Annotated in this window: 17 protein-coding genes and 1 pseudogene; 11 read left to right on the top strand and 7 right to left on the bottom strand. The window is 72.4% G+C overall.

The features are described 5' to 3' along the window. Positions 1-2: 2 nt before the first annotated feature. The 6 genes from KIS93_RS45645 to KIS93_RS45620 all read right to left on the bottom strand — a co-directional run bounded on the left by KIS93_RS45645 (position 3) and on the right by KIS93_RS45620 (position 7040). On the bottom strand, positions 3-260 hold the full coding sequence (locus KIS93_RS45645; RefSeq protein ID WP_222107886.1) for a hypothetical protein: 258 nt from the start codon (positions 258-260) through the stop codon (positions 3-5). Between the two features lie 11 nt (positions 261-271). Beyond that, positions 272-592, bottom strand: coding sequence for a hypothetical protein (locus KIS93_RS45640; RefSeq protein WP_186404809.1), 321 nt, complete (start codon positions 590-592; stop codon positions 272-274). A 21-nt stretch (positions 593-613) separates the two neighbouring features. Next, a complete protein-coding gene (locus KIS93_RS45635) occupies positions 614-2140 on the bottom strand; it encodes a phenylacetate--CoA ligase family protein (RefSeq protein ID WP_080041527.1) in 1527 nt (508 codons plus the stop codon). After that, positions 2137-3693, bottom strand: a complete 1557-nt coding sequence (locus KIS93_RS45630; RefSeq protein WP_186404808.1) for a pyridoxal phosphate-dependent decarboxylase family protein — start codon at positions 3691-3693, stop codon at positions 2137-2139. The genes KIS93_RS45635 and KIS93_RS45630 overlap by 4 nt, the downstream gene beginning before the upstream one ends. A gap of 503 nt (positions 3694-4196) precedes the next feature. Then, on the bottom strand, positions 4197-6110 hold the full coding sequence (locus KIS93_RS45625; RefSeq protein ID WP_080041525.1) for a primary-amine oxidase: 1914 nt from the start codon (positions 6108-6110) through the stop codon (positions 4197-4199). A 273-nt stretch (positions 6111-6383) separates the two neighbouring features. After that, positions 6384-7040 (bottom strand): TetR/AcrR family transcriptional regulator, encoded by a 657-nt coding sequence (locus tag KIS93_RS45620; RefSeq protein WP_080041524.1) that lies wholly within the window; start codon positions 7038-7040, stop codon positions 6384-6386. 219 nt (positions 7041-7259) lie between these two features. Here KIS93_RS45620 and KIS93_RS45615 point away from each other — a divergent pair, with 219 nt between their 5' ends. From KIS93_RS45615 to KIS93_RS45605, 3 genes are all read left to right on the top strand, one after another. Beyond that, on the top strand, positions 7260-8315 hold the full coding sequence (locus tag KIS93_RS45615) for a TerC/Alx family metal homeostasis membrane protein (protein WP_080041523.1): 1056 nt from the start codon (positions 7260-7262) through the stop codon (positions 8313-8315). 995 nt (positions 8316-9310) lie between these two features. Beyond that, the gene (locus KIS93_RS45610) at positions 9311-9943 is read left to right on the top strand and encodes an RNA polymerase sigma factor (protein ID WP_155128274.1); all 633 of its coding nucleotides are present in this window, start codon (positions 9311-9313) and stop codon (positions 9941-9943) included. Between the two features lie 41 nt (positions 9944-9984). Continuing rightward, positions 9985-10287: an anti-sigma factor family protein gene (locus tag KIS93_RS45605; protein ID WP_230465452.1), complete on the top strand. Its 303-nt coding sequence runs from the start codon at positions 9985-9987 to the stop codon at positions 10285-10287. A gap of 261 nt (positions 10288-10548) precedes the next feature. Here the strand turns inward: KIS93_RS45605 and KIS93_RS45600 are convergent, their stop codons facing one another. Beyond that, on the bottom strand, positions 10549-10905 hold the full coding sequence (locus tag KIS93_RS45600; protein WP_080041522.1) for an anti-sigma factor family protein: 357 nt from the start codon (positions 10903-10905) through the stop codon (positions 10549-10551). Between the two features lie 114 nt (positions 10906-11019). Here KIS93_RS45600 and KIS93_RS45595 point away from each other — a divergent pair, with 114 nt between their 5' ends. The 8 genes and pseudogenes from KIS93_RS45595 to KIS93_RS45570 all read left to right on the top strand — a co-directional run bounded on the left by KIS93_RS45595 (position 11020) and on the right by KIS93_RS45570 (position 17458). Further along, the gene (locus tag KIS93_RS45595; protein WP_080041521.1) at positions 11020-12366 is read left to right on the top strand and encodes a glutamate-cysteine ligase family protein; all 1347 of its coding nucleotides are present in this window, start codon (positions 11020-11022) and stop codon (positions 12364-12366) included. Next, complete coding sequence (gene egtB / locus KIS93_RS45590; protein ID WP_080041520.1) at positions 12363-13655, top strand: ergothioneine biosynthesis protein EgtB; 1293 nt, start codon at positions 12363-12365, stop codon at positions 13653-13655. The genes KIS93_RS45595 and egtB overlap by 4 nt, the downstream gene beginning before the upstream one ends. Then, the gene (gene egtC / locus KIS93_RS45585) at positions 13656-14363 is read left to right on the top strand and encodes an ergothioneine biosynthesis protein EgtC (protein WP_080041519.1); all 708 of its coding nucleotides are present in this window, start codon (positions 13656-13658) and stop codon (positions 14361-14363) included. Between the two features lie 20 nt (positions 14364-14383). Beyond that, positions 14384-15364 (top strand): L-histidine N(alpha)-methyltransferase, encoded by a 981-nt coding sequence (gene egtD / locus KIS93_RS45580; RefSeq protein ID WP_080041518.1) that lies wholly within the window; start codon positions 14384-14386, stop codon positions 15362-15364. A 103-nt stretch (positions 15365-15467) separates the two neighbouring features. Beyond that, entirely contained in the window at positions 15468-15854 is a 387-nt protein-coding gene (locus KIS93_RS66355; protein WP_246005464.1) for a hypothetical protein, read from the top strand. Then, positions 15854-16144 (top strand): annotated as a pseudogene (locus KIS93_RS66350) (aminotransferase class V-fold PLP-dependent enzyme); the annotation flags it as partial. The gene KIS93_RS66355 and the pseudogene KIS93_RS66350, both read left to right, overlap by 1 nt. A gap of 107 nt (positions 16145-16251) precedes the next feature. Continuing rightward, a complete protein-coding gene (locus tag KIS93_RS66345; protein WP_246005494.1) occupies positions 16252-16677 on the top strand; it encodes a hypothetical protein in 426 nt (141 codons plus the stop codon). Positions 16678-16774: 97 nt separating this feature from the next. After that, positions 16775-17458, top strand: a complete 684-nt coding sequence (locus KIS93_RS45570; protein ID WP_080041516.1) for an NAD(P)-dependent oxidoreductase — start codon at positions 16775-16777, stop codon at positions 17456-17458. Positions 17459-17462: the final 4 nt, after the last annotated feature.

Here is a 17462-nt window from a genome sequence, read left to right as displayed (position 1 = left end):
CCTTAGATCCGCATCAGCGAGGGGGTCTCGACGTACAGCACGCTGTAAGGGCCTTCGTACATCTGGAACTCCAGCCGGTAGCGGTAGGCCACCCCCGGCACCATGTAGTAGGGCACGACCCCGGCCCAGATCTCGAGGTCGAGCTTCTCGCTCTCCGTGGTGGGGGCGCCCGTCACGGCGGCGGGTCCCGTCGGCCCCGGCGGGTAGGCGCCCGGCCCGTAGCCCGGCGCCGCTCCCGCGTAGGCGGGCTGCTGCTGCATGGGGGCGGGCATCATGCCTCCCGGGGGCGCGCCGGCCGGCCCCGCCCAGCCCGGCTGCGGGCCGGGTAGGCGGGCTGGCCGGGCGGCGGCTGCAGCCGCAGGAACTCGATGTTCTTGATCTCGACCGGCGTCTGCAGGTCCACCGCCAGCGCCGTCCACTGGACGACCTGGCCCGGCTGGACGACGGTGCACAGGTCCGGTGTCCCCTGCGCCCGGCTCGCGAACGAGCCGTCGTCGATCATGACCAGGTTCCCGTTGAGCAGCGAGCGGTCGGACAGCGCCCCGATGACGTCCACCAGGGCGATGATGTTCACCTGCGGTTTCACGGCCACTTCCGATCTCCTCTCTAGGTGTCAGCCACGGTCGCGGACCAGCGGCACCTTGCCCACGCTCGTCCGCTCGATCTCCGGGGACGAGCGCGGCACGAACCGGAGGTGGAACCGGTAGCCGGTCTTCTCGATCGAGGCGGCGTTGGCCTCCCCCTGGTTGAACAGCGACAACGACCGGGGCAGCGCGTTGACGAACACGTGGTGCGCCCCGTACGGGCCGAGCGCCGCCTCGGTCGCGTACGTCAGCGCCGCCACGTCGTCCACGGCGGCCAGCAGCGTGATCGAGCGCTCCTCACGCTGGTTGACGAACTGCACCTCGTGCGCCACCTCGTCCAGGTCCACCGGCGTGACGAGCCGCAGGTCCTCCCGCACCGCCGCGTAGGCGCGGGCGGCGGAGTACTGGCTGTCGGCGATGTGCAGCACGTCCCCGGTCCGCCCGGCGAACTCGAACCGCTCCGCCCGGGGTCCCGGCCCGTCGAGGCGGGGCCGCCTGATCATCCGGTCGCCGAGCTTGAGCCGCAGCAGCGGCGCCTCGTGCGCGTGCAGGCGGGTGACGACCAGCTCGCCCTCCTCGCCCTCCCCGACCCAGCGGCCCTTGTCGTCCACGATCTCGACGAGGTGCAGCCCGGGCACGGCCGTCAGGCACGGCGACGTCTCCTCCAGCTGCAGGCCGATGGTCTCGGCCTGGGTCGCGGCGAAGTAGCTGAGGATCGTCAGGTTCGGGTAGACCGCCTTCAGCTCGGCGCGCTTGCGGTGGGCCAGCACGCCGCTGCCGTACAGCGCGACCCGGAAGCTCTCCCTGGCCTCGCGCTTGAGGCCCTGCCCCAGGTCGCTGAGTATCGCGATGCCGGCGCTGATCCCCATGAGCGCCTTCGGGCCCGGGTAGGAGAACATGTGCTCCAGCACCCCGGCCGTCACGGGCCCCGCGCCGATGTAGTTGACGCCCGGCACGTGCTGGAGCACGCCGCCGACCATGGTGCCGCTGCTCCACATCTGGTAGTCGGCCAGCGTCGTGCACAGCCACTTCGGACCCTCGCCGTCCGGCAGGTACCGGCCGAGCTGGTACGCGCCGAGGAAGCGCCCGGCGACCCGGTAGGTGTCGTGCAGCTCGCGCAGGGCGTACACGATCTCCAGCGGGGCGCCGCCGCTGGTGCCGCCGCTCGCCACGACCTCGAACCCGCCCCGGTCGAGCGGCACGACCAGCCCGGGCCGCCCCTCCATGTAGAGGTCGCGCTGCGCGTCCTTGTCGGCGAGCGGGATCGCCTGCCAGTCCTCGTACGTCATCGGCTCGCCGCAGTCGCGCAGCCGCTCGCGCCAGGCCGGGTTGAGCCGCACCGTGCCGACGAGCTGGCGCAGGCGGCGCAGCACCAGCGCGTCCTGGACCTCGTGCGGCAGCTCGCTGTACGGCGTGCGGAAGGCCCGCTCGAACTCGTGCATCCTGCTCGCGAAGGACGGCAGCGCCGGCACCGCCTCCACGGAGGGCGGCGCCAGGTCCTCCTCCGGGATCAGTTTCGCCGCCAGGGTGCGCGGATCCGTGGTGCTCGGGCTCATCGGCGTCCTCCCACTCGCTGCTGATCGTTCTGCCGGTTGCCGCACAACTCCTCGCCCACCGCCCTGATCTCGTCGAGCAGCATCCGGAAGTGCTCCTCGGTGATCAGGTGGTTCATCATCACGACGCGCAGCGCGGCCACGCCGGCCACGTCCACCTTCGAGATGAAGAACGTGCCCCGGCTCTTGACGCGGTCCCTGACCGTCACCTGGAGGCGGTGCACGTCCTCCTCCCGCACCCAGCCGGGGCGGTAGCGGAAGCACAGGATGTTGGACTCGGGGTAGTGCGTGGTCTCGAAGTCCGGCTCTGCCTGGAGGACGCGGTGGACGTCCCTGGTCAGCCGGCACAGGTACTCGATCTTCTCCGCGAACAGGGCGCGGCCGTACATGGCCCACACGACCCAGAGCGGCATGATCATGGGGCGTTTGGTGCACTCGATCGTCTTGCCGCCGCTGTCCATGGCGGTGTAGACGTCCGGGTCCTCGTCGAAGACGTAGCTGGCGCGCTGGCGGAAGGCGCGCCGGCTCTTGTCCTTCTCCCGGTAGAACAGCAGCGTGCACGGCGCGGGCGTGAACATCATCTTGTGCGCGTCCCACGTCAGCGAGTCGGCCAGCTCGATGCCCTTGAGCCGGTGGCGCAGCTGGTCCGACACCAGCAGGCTGGCGCCGTGCGCGCCGTCCACGTGCAGCCAGATGTCGCGTTCCCTGGCGACCTCGGCGAGGCGGTCGATCGGGTCGAACGCGCCGACCGACGTGGTGCCGGCCGAGGCCACGAGGCAGAAGACGCCCAGGCCGCGCCGCTCCGCCGCGTCCAGCGCCGGGCGCACCGCGTCCATGTCGATCTGCTGCGCCGCGTTCAGCGGCAGCCGGACGATCTGGGCCTCACCGATGCCCATGACGCCCGCGGTGCGGGAGACGCTGTAGTGCACGTCGTCCCCGACGGCGATGGCGGGACGGGCCTGGCCCAGGTAGGCCGCGCTGCCCTCCGACCAGAAGCCGGGGAAGCGGTCGTTCCTGGCGGCCAGCATCGCGGTCAGGTTCGCCAGCGAGCCGCCCGACGTCGTCACCATGGCGAAGCTGTCGGCCGGCCAGCCGATGAAGCGGTTGAGCTCGTCGGCCATGATCTTCTCGACCACGTTGGGGAGCTGGCCGGCCTCGTAGAACGACGACGGCTGGTTGACCACGGAGCTGACGAAGTCGATGACGCCGGCCAGCGGGACGGTGCTGGAGAACTGCCGGCCCATGTAGCCGGGGGAGTGCACCTGGATGCCAGTCTTGACGTACAGGTCGATGATGGCGGCGAGCCGGTCCTCGTCGTACCCGGCGATGTGCTCCCGCTCCGTCGTCATCAGGGCCCTGGCCGCCCGCGACAGCACGGCGGGCTCGGTCAGCGACAGCCCTTTGAGTGACAGGTCGGCCAGGTGTTTCTCGAGCTTGGCCACGGTCGTCTCGGAGCTCTCTCGGAACAGCCGGACGTCGAACGGTTTGAGCGTGAGCCCGCCAGGATCGGCAGGCGGGGCGGAGAGCTCCGGCTCCTGCGGCCCGGATGGTGTCAAGGCAGCCTCCGTTGAATGTTCACCTGAATTTCGCGCACGACAGCTTGACCTCCGAAAAAATTGAACCCGGTGGGAACGTTCCGATGCCTCGGCTGAGAACGTTATTGATGATCGGCCGGTCGGGCCCGATGTGCGCGCGGCCATGACGGTGTTCGCATGGAAAAGGGACTCCTCCAATCCCCCGGGCGGAGGTCCGGGCGTGACAGCAGAAAAGTGCCGTACATCCTTACCGCGACCCGGCCAGTGGAGGGGGGTGGAGGCCGGTTTGACGAACAAGCCGGATCAAAACATGAAATCGGGGGACAACGCAATAGGAGTCCTCCGCCACAAGGGGCCCAGGTTAATATCAAGCCCGCATACCCGTGAGCAGCCGCCCCAATTGCAGTTAAGGGCTGAAAGTTGTTTTCGGCGGTCGGGATTTCCCGATGGCGGAGGTGTCGGGAAAAAGACCGGCCGGAGCGGTCCGAAAAAGTCCGGAAAGCCGCTCCGGCCTGAGTGAAAGGTCAGGCTCCGTGCCCGTGATGCGCGGGAACGTCCAGCGTCGGATTACGGTCGAAGAAACCGACCGGCCGCAGTGAGAAACCCGTGCGCTCGACCGGCATGATGGGCCAGTCCTCCGGCCGCGGCACGTGCGTGAGCCCGAAGACGTGCCAGACGACGAGCGAGCGGCCGTCGAGGTCGCGGTCGGCGGCGGCGAACGCGGGCAGCCCCGCCCCGCCCGGATGCTGGTTGACGAGGAAACCCGCCGGATACCGCTCGTCCGGGTCGTACGCGGTCACCCACAGGTGCCTCGTCGCGAACGCGGCCCGCTTCGCGATGGACGAGCCGGGCGCGGCCAGCAGCACCGGCCGGCCCTCCGGCTGCAACGCGTACGCGACCGGCCGGCCCAACGCGTTGAGCGCCGCCGGGTTCGTGATCTGCCAGGTGCGGCCCACCGACGCGTCCGCGTCCCGCTGGGCCCCGCTCTCCCTGGTCAGCGGGGTACGCCGGTAGGTGAAGGCGTTGCCGCGCGGGTTGCCCGGCCCCATCGGCACCCGGGCCAGATCGACCTCCTCCACCCGGTTGGCCGGCCCGTCCACCGCCATGTCCAGGCGGGCACAGAACAGGTGCTGGTGGTAGGGCGCGCCCAGCCCCGGCGCCACCTCCGACGCGTGGTCGGACCCGTCCGGCGGATAGGCGGAGGTGAACAGCACCCCGGTCGCCTTGGCCTCGAACGCGATCGTGCCGTCGAGATACAGGTACCAGTAGAAGCCGTAGTCGTAGTTGCCGACCGTGGTGAAGAACGACAGCACCAGCCGGCGCTGGCGGCGGACCTCCGCGGAGCCCGTCCACAGGTCCGTGTGCTTCCACAGGATGCCGTGGTCCTCCTCGTGCAGGCAGATCGCGTTCGGCAGCGTGCGCGGGACGCCGTGCTCGTCGGCGATGACGGCGTCGAGGTAGGTGATCTCGCCGACGCAGTCGCAGCCGCGCTCCAGGGCGTTGGCGTACTGGCCGAGCAGGTACTCGCCGGCGTCGAAGTAGTTCTGCCACGAGCGCACCGGGGAGGGGTCGGCGTAGGGCACGACCATCTCGGCGATCGAGGCCCGGTGCACGATCGGCCGCTCGCGGCCCGCGTCCCGGTCGTGGAAGGCGATCTGGTGCAGGATCAGCCCCTCGCGGGCGTCGAAGCCGAGGCGCAGCGACCAGTTCTCCCAGCGCAGCAGGCCGCCCTCCAGCGTGAAGCTGGGCCCCTCCGGCTGGGTGATCTCGATCGGCCGCTGCGTGGTGCGCGGCGGGCCGGTGACGGCGGGGTCATCGAAGTTGCCCGAGCCGGCCGGGATCGGCACCGGGCCGGAGTCCAGCACCTGGTCCACGGTCCGGTTCAGCACGTCCACGTACGCGACGAGGCCGTCCACCGGGTGCGCCCAGGCGTGGTCCTTCTCGTGCTCCTGCACGAACGCGAGCCCGCGCAGGATGCGGCGGCCCGACTCGCCGGGGTACTCGTCGGCGTACACCCCGGCCGACAGCGGCGCCACCCTGACCTTGGAGACGTCCAGGCCCCGGCTCTTGAGCGCGGCGATCCACCGCTCGTCGGTGGCCAGCACCTCCTCCACGATCCCGAACTCCGCGTCCAGCACCGGCGGCTGGCCGTCCATCACGGGGTCCAGGGTGCGGTCGGCGTCGATCGTCCCCCTGGTGAGCGAGACGACCACGTCGCGGGTCGCGGCCCCGGCGGTGTCGAGCAGCAGGACCCGGACCCTGCGGTCCATCGGGTCGCCCGGCGCGTACGCGAGCAGCGCGTCCTTGGGCGGCTCCTCCAGCCCGAGATACGCGAAGCGGATGGTGTCCTTGATCAGCCCGGCGGCGGCCAGCACGGTACGGGCGGCCGCGATCTCGCCTGGCGTCAGCGGGTCGAGCGGGTGCGGCGTGGCGGTCATGGCTTCTCCCTCTGCCGAGGAACGTCGCCGTCAGCGAACACCACGGCGACGGTGATTTCCAGGGCGGTCGCCGCTTCCGCGCGGTCTGCAACCGGTTGTCTTCCTCGTGGGCCGATGGTGGACATAACGGGAGCCAACCCGCTTGTCAGCAGCCCCAGCACCCTCAGCGCCTCTTTTGCCAGGAGTGGAATCGCCATCCTCGACGGCGAGTGGCGGCTGCGCATCGCCGAGCGGCAACCACGGCGACTGGGCCGCCGCCCGACTGTCCTGCGCCTAATCGGATTCGTCTCCGGGTGGGGGCAGGGCGGTCTCGTTCTCGGGTGGGGGCGGGGCGGTCTCCTTTTCGGGTGGGGCCAGGGCGGTCACGACCCGGGCCAGGAGCGCCGCCCACTCCTCGTCCCCCACCCCGTGCAGATCCGGCGTGACCAGGGCGCTGCCCATCCCGAGCAGCAGGCAGAAGTGCGCCACCGCGTCCGGCGACAGCGCCGGGTCCAGCTCGTCGTCGCCCTGCGCCACCCGTACGAGATCGGCGATCCAGGCCGCCCGCTCGCCCACGTAGTCGCGCATCGGCCCCGCCACGTCCTCGTCCCGGCGCGCCGCGACCAGCGCCTCCACGATCAGATGCCCGGGCGGGTCGCGCCGCCGGTTCAGCGTGCGGCCGATCGCCAGCAGCAGCTCCGTCGCCGACCGGTCGGGATCGGCCTCGAACAGGCTCGCCAGCTGGTTCCTCCCGTGCGCGCGCAGGGCCGCCACGAGCAGCTCCGCCTTCGAGCCGAAATGCGCGTACAGGGCGCCGTTGCTCACCCCGGCGGCGGCGGCGATGTCCGCCACCCGCGTGCCGTCGTACCCGCGCTCGGCGAAGACCTCGGCGGCGGCGAGCAGCAGCCGCTCCCGCGTCTCCGCGGCCGTCACTCCCGCGATGCGTCCCATGACCGAATTTAAAATTTCGTTCAATTGTCCCGTCAAGCGTGACCTCGGGCCACCTTCGGGGTGGAGGGATGTCCCCGTTTGATCTAGTCTGAACCCGGCGAGGGGAGTACTTCACAAGAGCCGGCCCGGTCAGTACGGACGTCCCGCGCGTCCCCGGGCGGCCACCCGCTGGGTGAAGGAGACCTCGAACGGTTGGATCTGTTCGAGGGAGGTATTCCCATGTCCGCGGGGACAATCCTGCATGCCGCCGAGCCGCTGCGCACCATCGCATCGCCCACACTGTGGGCCGTCACGGTGGCCGCCCTGCTCCTGCTCCTGCTCATCGACCTGCTCATCACCCGCCGCCCGCGCGAGGAGAGCATGCGCGCGTCGGTCGCCTGGTCCGTCTTCTACCTGCTGCTGCCCGTGCTCTTCGGCCTCTACCTGTGGGCCGGCCACGGGGGCGGCGCGGCGGTCGAGTTCTACACCGGGTTCGTGGTGGAGAAGTCGCTGTCAGTGGACAACCTGTTCGTCTTCATGCTGCTGCTCGCCGCCTTCGCGGTGCCGTCCGCACTCGCCAGGCAGGTCCTGCTGTACGGGATCGTCGGGGCGCTCGTGCTGCGCGTCATCTTCATCTGGCTCGGCGCCGCCGCCCTCCAGAGCGGCACCTGGGCCTTCCTGCTGTTCGGCGCCATCCTCATCGTCACCGCCGGCAAGATCATCAAGGACGTGCTGCGCGGCGACGAACAGGAAGTGGACATCTCCTCCATGCGTTCCGTCCGCTTCGTCCGCCGCTTCGTCCCCGTCACCGAGGACTACCGCGGCTCCCGCCTCGTCGTCCGCGAACGCGGCCGGCTCGCCCTCACCCCGCTCGCCCTCGCCGCCGTCGCCATCCTGGCCACCGACATCGTCTTCGCCGTCGACTCCGTACCCGCCGTGTACGGCGTCACCGAAGACCCGTTCCTCGTCTTCGCCACCAACGCGTTCGCCCTGCTCGGACTGAGAGCGCTGTACTTCGTCCTCCAGGGCGTCCTCACCAAGCTGCGCCACCTCAACCACGGGCTCAGCGTCATCCTCGCCTTCATCGGGGTGAAGCTCATCCTGCACTGGGCGCACGGGGTGTGGACGTGGGTCCCGGAAATCCCGACCCTGGCCTCGCTGGGGGTCATCGTGGCCGTCCTGATCACCGTCACGGCCACCAGCCTCCTAGCCAACCACCGCGACCGCCTCCGCCCCTCTCCCGCCGCGCAGGTGGAGCCGGTGGAGCCGGTGGAGGAACCGGCCGGCGAACGCTGACCCACCTCCCGGCCGCCCCGACGCCCGCCCGCCCCCTCCGCCACGCCGGCCCCCGCTCCGGACAGCCCCCGCCCGAGTCCGGCGCCACGCCCACGGCGCCCGGCTCGGGCACCGCACCGCCCGCGCCACACCGCACGGGCACGAAGCGGAGCGGCGCGGACGCGATGCGGCGGCGCGGGGGTGAACGCAATGCGGCATGGTGGGCGCACTCGTGGGCGCACGGCGGCACGGCGGGTGAGGTGGGGCCCTGCCCAGCCCGGCGCAGTGCGACGGAGCGTGGCGTGGCCCAGCGCAGCGTGCCGTGGCGTGCCCCAGCACGCGGGCGGTGCGAAAGCTCGCGTCCAAGCGCCGCGTCGGCGGGAGGGTGTGCGGTGGAGTCCGGCGCCACGCGCACGGCGCCCAGCTCGGGCACGGCACGGCACCGCGCCACATTGCGCGGCCACGAAGCGGCGCGGCGCGGATGTGATGCCGCGGCGTGGGCGCGGACGGGATGAGGCGTGGCGGGCGCAACACGGCCCGGCGGGCGAGGTGGGGCCCTGTCCAGCCCGGCGCTGTGCGACGGCGCGTGGCGTGGCCCAGCGCAGCGTGCCGTGGAGTCACCCAGCGCGCGGCCACGGTGCGACGGCTCGCGTCGAAGCGCCGGGTCGGCGGGAGGGTGTGCGGCGGAGCCCGGCGCCACGCGCATGGCGGCCAGCTCGGGCACGGCGCCCAGCTTGGGCCACGGTGCCCAGCACGGCCACGGCACCGCCCCCGCCGCACCGCGTGGGCACGCAGCGGAGGGCGTGGTGTGGGCGGGATGCGGGGCGGTGGGGGTGGTGGAGGGGTGGGTGTGTCGGGACAAGTCGTACATGGGAGGGCTACGGGTGGTGGTGCCGGGGAAACGTCAGTGGGGGAGATTAACCTGAGCGGTGTCCCGCCGGAGGTGGGGTGGGGCCGGGCTCGGGTTCGGTCTCGGAGGTGAGATGTCCCAGCGTTCGACCGGAGGGGGAGCGATCGTGGGGTCTTTCGAGGGCGGCGGGCTGCCCCCGGATGACATCGTCGTCGGCGCCCTGCGCGACGGCGACGAGGCGATGTTCGCGGCGCTGCTCGACACCTGGTCCAGGGGCATGCTCCGGGTCGCCAGGTCCTACGTGTCCACCGACCACTCCGCCGAGGAGGTCGTGCAGGACACCTGGCTGGCGGTGATCGACGGGATCGACGCCTTCGAGGGGCGCGCCTCCGTCAAGACGTGGGTGTTCCGCATCCTGGTCAACACCGCGAAGAAGCGCGGCGTGCGGGAGAGCCGTACGCTGCCGTGGAGCGCGTTCGAACGCGACGGTGACGTGTTCGCGGACCTCGGCGCGGCGGCCCAGGGCGCCCGGGTGGACGGCGCCTCGGGGTGGCCGACGCCCGAGGGGGAGGCGCTGGCGGCGGAGGTGCGCGTGCTGATCGCCGAGGCGCTGGGGCGGCTGCCGCCCCGGCAGCGGGTCGTGATCACCCTGCGTGACGTGGAGGGGTGCACCTCCGACGAGGTCTGCGAGATCCTGGAGATCTCGGCGGCCAACCAGCGGGTGCTGCTGCACCGCGCCCGCACCGCGGTACGCGGCTGGCTGGCGGACTACTACGAGTCCGTCAAACAGCCCGAATGAGTTTGCGCGGCCCCATCAGGCCGATACAACGGCGACAATGAGTGAAACGGTTCATCCCAGAGACGAGGGCGGTCAACGTCGTGAAGCGGTTCACCTGCGACGAGCTGGCGGAACTTCTCACCGCCTACCTTGAGGACGCCCTCGACCAGCCGTCCCGCGACGGCGTGCGGGCGCACTTGTCCTGCTGCGAGGGGTGCGGGCGTTACTTCGACCAGTTCCGTACGACGATCAAGGTGCTCGGTGACCAGCCGCCGGAGAAGTTGTCCGCGCCGGTACGGGATCGGCTCATGTCGGCCTTCCGCAACCGCAACCGTCACCACCACGACCCCGACCGTCGTTCGTAGTTGGTTCGTCCCCGCCCCCGCCACCACGACCCCGATCACGACCACGACCGTCGTTCGTAGCCGGTCCACTCCCGCCGCTGTCCTCGCCTCTCACTTCCGCCTCCGCCGGCCCTACGGCTGAGCGCGCGCCTCCGCCGCCGGTCCTCGCCACCGCTGGCCCGCCCTCACCGCTGGCCCACTCCCGGCCCCCGCCCCGCCGCTGGTCGCGCCCTCACCGCTGGCTCGCCGCCGGTCCTCGCCGCCGCTGGCTCGCCGCCGTTCTCAGCCCCTGGGGTTTTCGTCCGTGCCCCCGCCCCTACGTTCGCCTCCGCCGGTGCCGGCCGCTTTGCCGTCGGCACCGCCATCGCCCACGGCGGTCGGGCAGGTGCCAGCGGGCTGGCCTTTCCGGCGGCTGAAGCTGTCCCGCAGTGCCGTCAGAACCGGTCGGGTGATGATGCCGTCGCGCAGGCAGCCCAGGGCCGCGATCGTGGCCAGGAGTTGTGCCAGCCACGCCGAGCAGTCGCGGCACGCGTCCAGGTGCTCCCCGACCGTGCGGTGCCGCGCCGGTGGGAGCGCTTCGTCCAGGTAGTCCGTGGCCAGGGCGAGCACGTCGGTGCAGCCCAGTGAACCCTCCTCCATGTCACACAGTGCCGAACGCGACCCATCCGTTACGCGGAAATTCGTGTGTAACGATCGCGCGCCTCCCGGCTCTGTAGTCGCGTGCGTACCTGTGGCGCCGGCGAAGGGAAGACGATGATCGGGGTTACGGCCGAGAGCACGCCGCTGCGCGACGTCACGGAGGTGGCGGGGTACGCGCGCCGGTGCTTCCGCCCCGCCGGCGACCGGGTGGGCGTCGAGCTGGAGTTCCTCGTCTTCGACCGGGCGGATCCCGGCGGGCACGTCCCGATGGAGCGGACGGAGCGGGCCCTGCCCGCACGGTTGCCGGGCGGCAGCCGGGTGACGTTCGAGCCGGGCGGGCAGCTGGAGCTGTCCGGGCCGGCGGGGGCGCTGCCCGACACGATCACCCGCCTGAGTGCCGACGTGGCCGCCGTGCGGGCGGGGTTGCGGGCGGCCGGGCTGGTGCTGGGCGGGGTGGGGCTCGATCCGGTACGCGTTCCGTGCCGACAACTGGGCCTGCCCCGTTACGAGGCGATGGCCGAGTTCCTGGGGGCGCCGTTCGGGCCGCTGATGATGTGCTCCACCGCGTCGATCCAGGTGAACCTGGACTTCGGGCGGCAGCCGGGCGTGCGCTGGGAGCGGGCGCACGCGCTCGGCCCCGTGCTGCTGGCCGCCTTCGCCAACTCGCCGCTGAGCGGCGGCCGGCCGTACGGGTGGATGTCCGGCCGTCAGGACGTGTGGAACAACCTCGACCCGACCCGGACGCGGCCGGTGCCGGTCACGGGCGATCCCGTCGCCGATTGGGCGGAGTACCTGCTGGATGCCCGGCTGATGCTCGTGCGGGAGGACGACGAGCGTTATCGGCCGGTACGCGATGGCTCGACGTTCCGCGACTGGGTGAACGGCGCCGGCGAGGGTCCAAAGAGTGGTGCGGGCCGAAGCGATGGTGGGGGCCGGGGCGATGGTGGGGTGCGGCGGCCGACTCTCGAGGATCTGGCCTACCACGCCACCACCGTCTTCCCGCCGGTCCGGCCCCGCGGCTGGCTGGAGGTCCGTTACCTGGACGCGCAGCATCCGGCGGTCTGGCCGGTGTGCGTGGCGGTGACGCACGCGCTCATCACCGACGACCGGGCCGGTGACGCCGCGATAGCCGCCGTCCCGACAGAAGCGGGCGGCCAGGAGGAATGGGACAGGGCGGCGCGGTGCGGGCTGGCGGATCCGAGGCTGCGGAACGCGGCCGAGGTGGGTTTCCGCGCCGCTCTGGAGGCGCTGCCCAGGCTGGGCGCGGATGCGGCGCTGGTCGGCGCGGTGGCCGCGTTCGCCGACCGGTACGTGAGGAAGGGCCGCTCCCCGGCGGCCGACCTGATGGAGGCACCCCACCCGGCCCCGCCATGGCTCGATGACGACCAAGATCCAAGCGCCGACCACGACGGCCAAGGGCCACACGCCGACCACGACCCCGTACATGAAGGACACGCATGAACGACATCAAGGAACGCATCGCCAGAGAGCTCATAGCCGTCCGCGACCGTTCGCTCGCCTACACCGACGCCGACGACGACCTCCTGGTGAACCAGCACTCGCCGCTCATGTCCCCCCTCGTCTGGGACCTTGCGCACGTCGGCAACTACGAGGAGCTGTGGGTGCTGCGCGCCGCCGCCGGCATCACCCCGTTGCGCCCCGAGATCGACGACATCTACGACGCGTTCAAGACCCCGCGCAAAGACCGCCCGAGCCTGCCGTTCCTGCGCCCGGCGGAGGCGCGCGGCTACATCGAGGGCGTGCGCGGCCGGGTGCTCGACGTCCTCGACGAGGTGGACCTGGAGGGGCCGTCGCCGCTGCACCGCGACGGGTTCGTGTTCGGGCTGGTGATCCAGCACGAGCACCAGCACGACGAGACCATGCTCGCCACCCTGCAGCTGTCCGGGCAGCCGGGCCTGGTGCGCGACGGCGAGCTGCCGCCGGGCGGCGCAGGAGGGCCGGAGGAGGTGCACGTGCCGGCGGGGCCGTTCCTCATGGGCACGGACACGCTGCCGTGGGCCTACGACAACGAGCGCCCCGCCACGTGGGTGGACCTGCCCGGCTACTGGATCGACCGGCTGCCGGTCGGCAACCGCGCGTACCTGGCGTTCATGGAGGACGGCGGGTACGACGACCCGCGCTGGTGGACGCCGGAGGGCTGGCAGTGGCGGCAGCGGCGCGGCATCACCGCGCCGCTGTTCTGGACCAGCGACGGCGGCACCTGGCACCGCACCCGCTTCGGCCGCGTCGAGCCCGTCCCGATGGACGAGCCGGTGCAGCACGTGAGCTGGTACGAGGCCGACGCGTACGCCCGCTGGGCCGGCAAGCGGCTGCCCACGGAGGCCGAGTGGGAGAAGGCGTGCGGCTGGGACCCGGAGGCGCGCCGGTCGAGGCGTTACCCGTGGGGCGAGGCCGACCCCGGCCCTTCTCTGGCGAACCTGGGCCACCGCGCCTCCCACCCGGCCCCCCTCGGCGCGTACCCGGCGGGCGCCAGCGCCTACGGGGCCGAGCAGATGGTGGGCGACGTGTGGGAGTGGACGAGCTCCTGGTTCCACGGCTACCCGGGGTTCCGCAGCTTCCCGTACAAGGAGTACAGCGAGGTGTTCTTCGGCGAGGAGTACCGCGTGCTGCGCGGCGGCTCGTGGGCGGCGGACCCGGCGGCGGTGCGCACCACGTTCAGGAACTGGGACTACCCGATCCGCCGGCAGATCTTCACCGGTTTCCGCTGCGCCCGGTCGGAGCTGGTCTGAGTGTGCAGGCACGCCGCCTGGCTGGGCGCCGAGCGCTCGCTCGCCTCGCTGATCGACGAGCCCGAGCACGGGCTGCTCAAGCAGTCGTACGCGCCGCGCCGCCAGCGGCACGGCATGGTGAACGCCGACGGGTACGGCATGGGCTGGTACGTTCCGGGCCGCCCTGAGCCGGTGCGTTACCGCCGTTCCGTGCCCATCTGGACCGACGCGAACCTGCCGGGCCTGGCCGCCGTGGCCCGTTCGACGTGCCTGCTGGCCGCGGTGCGCTCGGCCACCGTGGGCATGCCGGTCGAGGAGAGCGCCACGGCGCCGTTCACCGACCGCACGTGGCTGCTCAGCCACAACGGCCGCGTCGCCCGTGACGCGGTCGCCGACCTGTGCGACGCCGCCGAGAGCACCTGCGACGCCGCCTGGGTCGCCGGCGCGGTGTTCCAGCGCGGGCGGGCCGGCGCCGGCCTGGGCGAGTCGCTGGCCGAGGTCGTCGTCCAGGCCGGGGAGAAGGACCCGGCCGCCCGCCTCAACTTGCTCGCCTCCGACGGCACGACGCTCGCCGCGACCGTCTGGGGCGACACCCTGTTCCACCACCGATTCCACGACGGCGTGCTGGTGGCCAGCGAGCCGCTCGACGACCTGCCCGGCTGGCAGGCCGTGCCCGAGCGGAGCCTGCTGACCGTGACCCGCGACGACGTACGCGTCCAGCCGCTGTGAACCCATCTCTTGGAGGCCTCGTGCCCGTCACCCAGTCCACCGTGCGCGTGATCAGCCATCTTGACCGCGACTACCTGCGCCAGGCCCTCGAACACGACGTCACCACCGGCCTGACGTCCACCCCCAAGTGGCTGCCGCCCAAATGGTTCTACGACGCCACCGGCAGCGAGTTGTTCTCCCGTATCACCCGGTTGCCCGAGTACTACCCGACCCGGCGCGAGCTGGCCATCCTGCGCGCGCGGGCCGCCGACCTGGCGGCCGTCTCCGGCGCCGACACGCTGGTCGAGCTGGGCTCGGGCACCAGCGAGAAGACCGTGCTGCTGCTCGACGCGCTGTCGGCGGCGGGCACCCTGCGCGGCTACACGCCGGTGGACGTGGACGCCGTCACCCTCGACGCCGCCGCCCACCGCCTGGCCGGCCGCTATCCGGGGCTGACCGTACGCGCGGTGTGCGCCGACTTCGAACGGCACCTGGCACTGCTGCCCCGCAACGGGCGGCGCATGGTGGCCTTCCTCGGCGGCACCATCGGCAACCTCGAACCGGCCGCCCGAGCCGTGTTCCTCAAAGAGCTGCGGGCCACGCTGCGGCCGGGCGACACGTTCCTGCTGGGGGCCGACCTGGTCAAGGACAGGGGGCGGCTGGTGGCGGCCTACGACGACTCGGCGGGGGTGACGGCCGCGTTCAACCGGAACGTGCTGCACGTCATCAACAGGGAGCTGGACGCCGACTTCGAGCCGGACGCGTTCGAGCACGTCGCCCTGTACGACGAGCGGCACGACTGGATCGAGATGCGGCTGCGCGCCTCCCGTGAAATGCGGGTGCGGGTCGGCGGGCTCGGGCTGGAGGTGTCGTTCGAGGCGGGGGAGGAGATGCGGACGGAGATCAGCGCCAAGTTCCGGCCGGAGGGGCTGCGGATGGAGCTGGAGACGGCGGGCTTCGGGGTGCGCCGCCACTACACCGACCCGGCCGGAGACTTCGCCCTGGTCCTGGCCGAGGCGTGAGCACCTTCCCGGTCCCGGGAACGGCGGTCTCGGGGACGACCGGCCCCGGGGCGACGGTTCCGGGGCGACCGGCCTCGGGGCGGCGGATCCCGGGGCGGGCGCCGTGGGCGGGAGATGGCGGGCGGGGCGGGCGGTGATGCCGTCCGGGCATCTCGACGCGGCCGGGTGCAACGTGCCCGCCGACCGGGTGCTCGACGCGATGACGGCGCACCTGCGGCGGGAACGCGAACGCGGTGGCTACGCCGCCGTCCCCGACCTGACCGCCGCCCGCGCGGCCCTGGCCGCGCTGGTCGAACCCGCGCTGGTCGAACCCGGGCTGGCCGAACCCGTCCAGGTGGGACCCGCCCTGGTCGATCCCGCACGGGGCGGTTCGCGGCAGGTGGCGTTCCTGGAGAGCGGGACGGCGGTCATGGCGGCGCTGCTCGGCGGGTGGCGGCTCGCCCCGGCAGCCGCGTCGGCTGCGCGCGCACCGAGTACGGCGGCACGCTGATGCTGCTGCGCCGCCTGGCCGCCCAGCGCGGTTGGCGGCTGGTCGAGCTGCCCGTGGACGGCGACGCCCGGATCGACCCCGACGGCGTGCGGGCGCGGCTGGCGTCCGGGCTGGATCTCGTGGTCGTCTCGCACGTCGGCTCCCACCACGGCGTCGTGCAGCCGGCGGCGGAGCTGGCGGCGTTGTGCCGGGCGGCGGGGGTGCCGTTCGTGCTGGACGTCTGCCAGTCGCTGGGCCACGTGGAGGTGCGGGGGATCGGCGCGACCGCGTATGTGGGCACGTCCCGCAAGTGGCTGGCCGGCCCCCGTGGCGTCGGCTTCCTGATCGTGCCCGAGCTGTCCCCGGCGATGGACGCCCCGGCCCCGACGCTCAGCGGCCACGTCTGGGAAGGCCCCGGGTGGGAGCGGGGCGAGGTGGCGCCGGTGGAGGGGGCGGCGCGTTTCGAGAGCTCGGAGGGTCCCGTCGCGGCGAGGGCGGGCTGGCCGCCGCGGTCGAGGAGCTGCACGCGCTCGGCCCGTCCGCCGTCCACGCCCATCTGGCGGAGCTGGGCCGCACGGCCCGTGCCCTGCTCGACGGGGTGGGCGGCTGGCGGGTGGCCGAGCCGCTGGACGAGCCTTCGGCCCTGGTCACGCTGGCCCCGCCGCCCGGCGACTCGGCCGAGCGCGCCGCCGCCCGCGCGGCGGAGGCGTCTCTGCTGGTCGGCGTGGTGCCGACGGCCCGCGCCCCGCTGCACCTGCGCGAGCCCGTACTGCGCGTCTCCCCGCCACCCGGCACCTCCCTGGACACCCTGCGGGCCCTGGCCGGCGTTCTCGCCGCCGCCTGACCTCACGTTGACACCCTACTGCGTTCAGTGTCTAAGCTGTGCTCACTTACTACACGCCGTTCAAATTTAGGACGGCGCAGAATCATGAGGAGCCACTGTGCGTATCGGAGTGTTCGGAGCCACGGGAGTGATCGGTTCGCGGGTCGTCGCCGAGGCGGTGGCGCGCGGGCACGACGTCACGGCGTTCACCAGGGACGCCACCCGCGTCCCCGCCGGCGCGGGCCAGGTGACGTGGCGCGTCGCCGACGTCATGGACGTGCCCGCCATGACGGAGGCCATCGCCGGTCTGGACGTGATCGTGAACGCGCTCAACGCCGGCCGCGACATCCCCGAGACCATCGCCAACGCCCACGTGTTCCCCGCCGCCGCCCGTTCGCTGCTCGAAGCGCTGGAGTCGCATCCCGCCGCCCGCCTGATCGTGGTCGGCGGCGCGGGCAGCCTTGAGGTACGCCCCGGGCTCCAGGTGGTGGACACCGAGGGCTTCGCCGAGGGCCTGCCGGCGAACCTGGGCGTCCCGGAGGAGTACGTCAAGGTCGTGCTCGCCCACCGCGAGGCCCTGGCGCTCTACCGCCTGTCCAACCGCCGCTGGACCTACCTCAGCCCCTCGTCGGGCCGGGTCGACCCCGGCGAGCGCACCGGCAGGTTCCGGGTGGGCGGCGACCGGCTGCTGGTGCGCGACGACGGCACCAGCGCCATCTCCGCCGAGGACCTGGCCGTCGCCGTGGTGGACGAGGCGGAGCTGCCCCGGCACGTTCAGCGGCGTTTCACCGTGGGTTACTGAGCCC

The sequence above is a fragment of the [Actinomadura] parvosata subsp. kistnae genome (assembly GCF_900323885.1).
GTDB lineage: Bacteria > Actinomycetota > Actinomycetes > Streptosporangiales > Streptosporangiaceae > Nonomuraea > Nonomuraea composti.
This window is presented reverse-complemented; position numbering and strand designations above follow the sequence as displayed.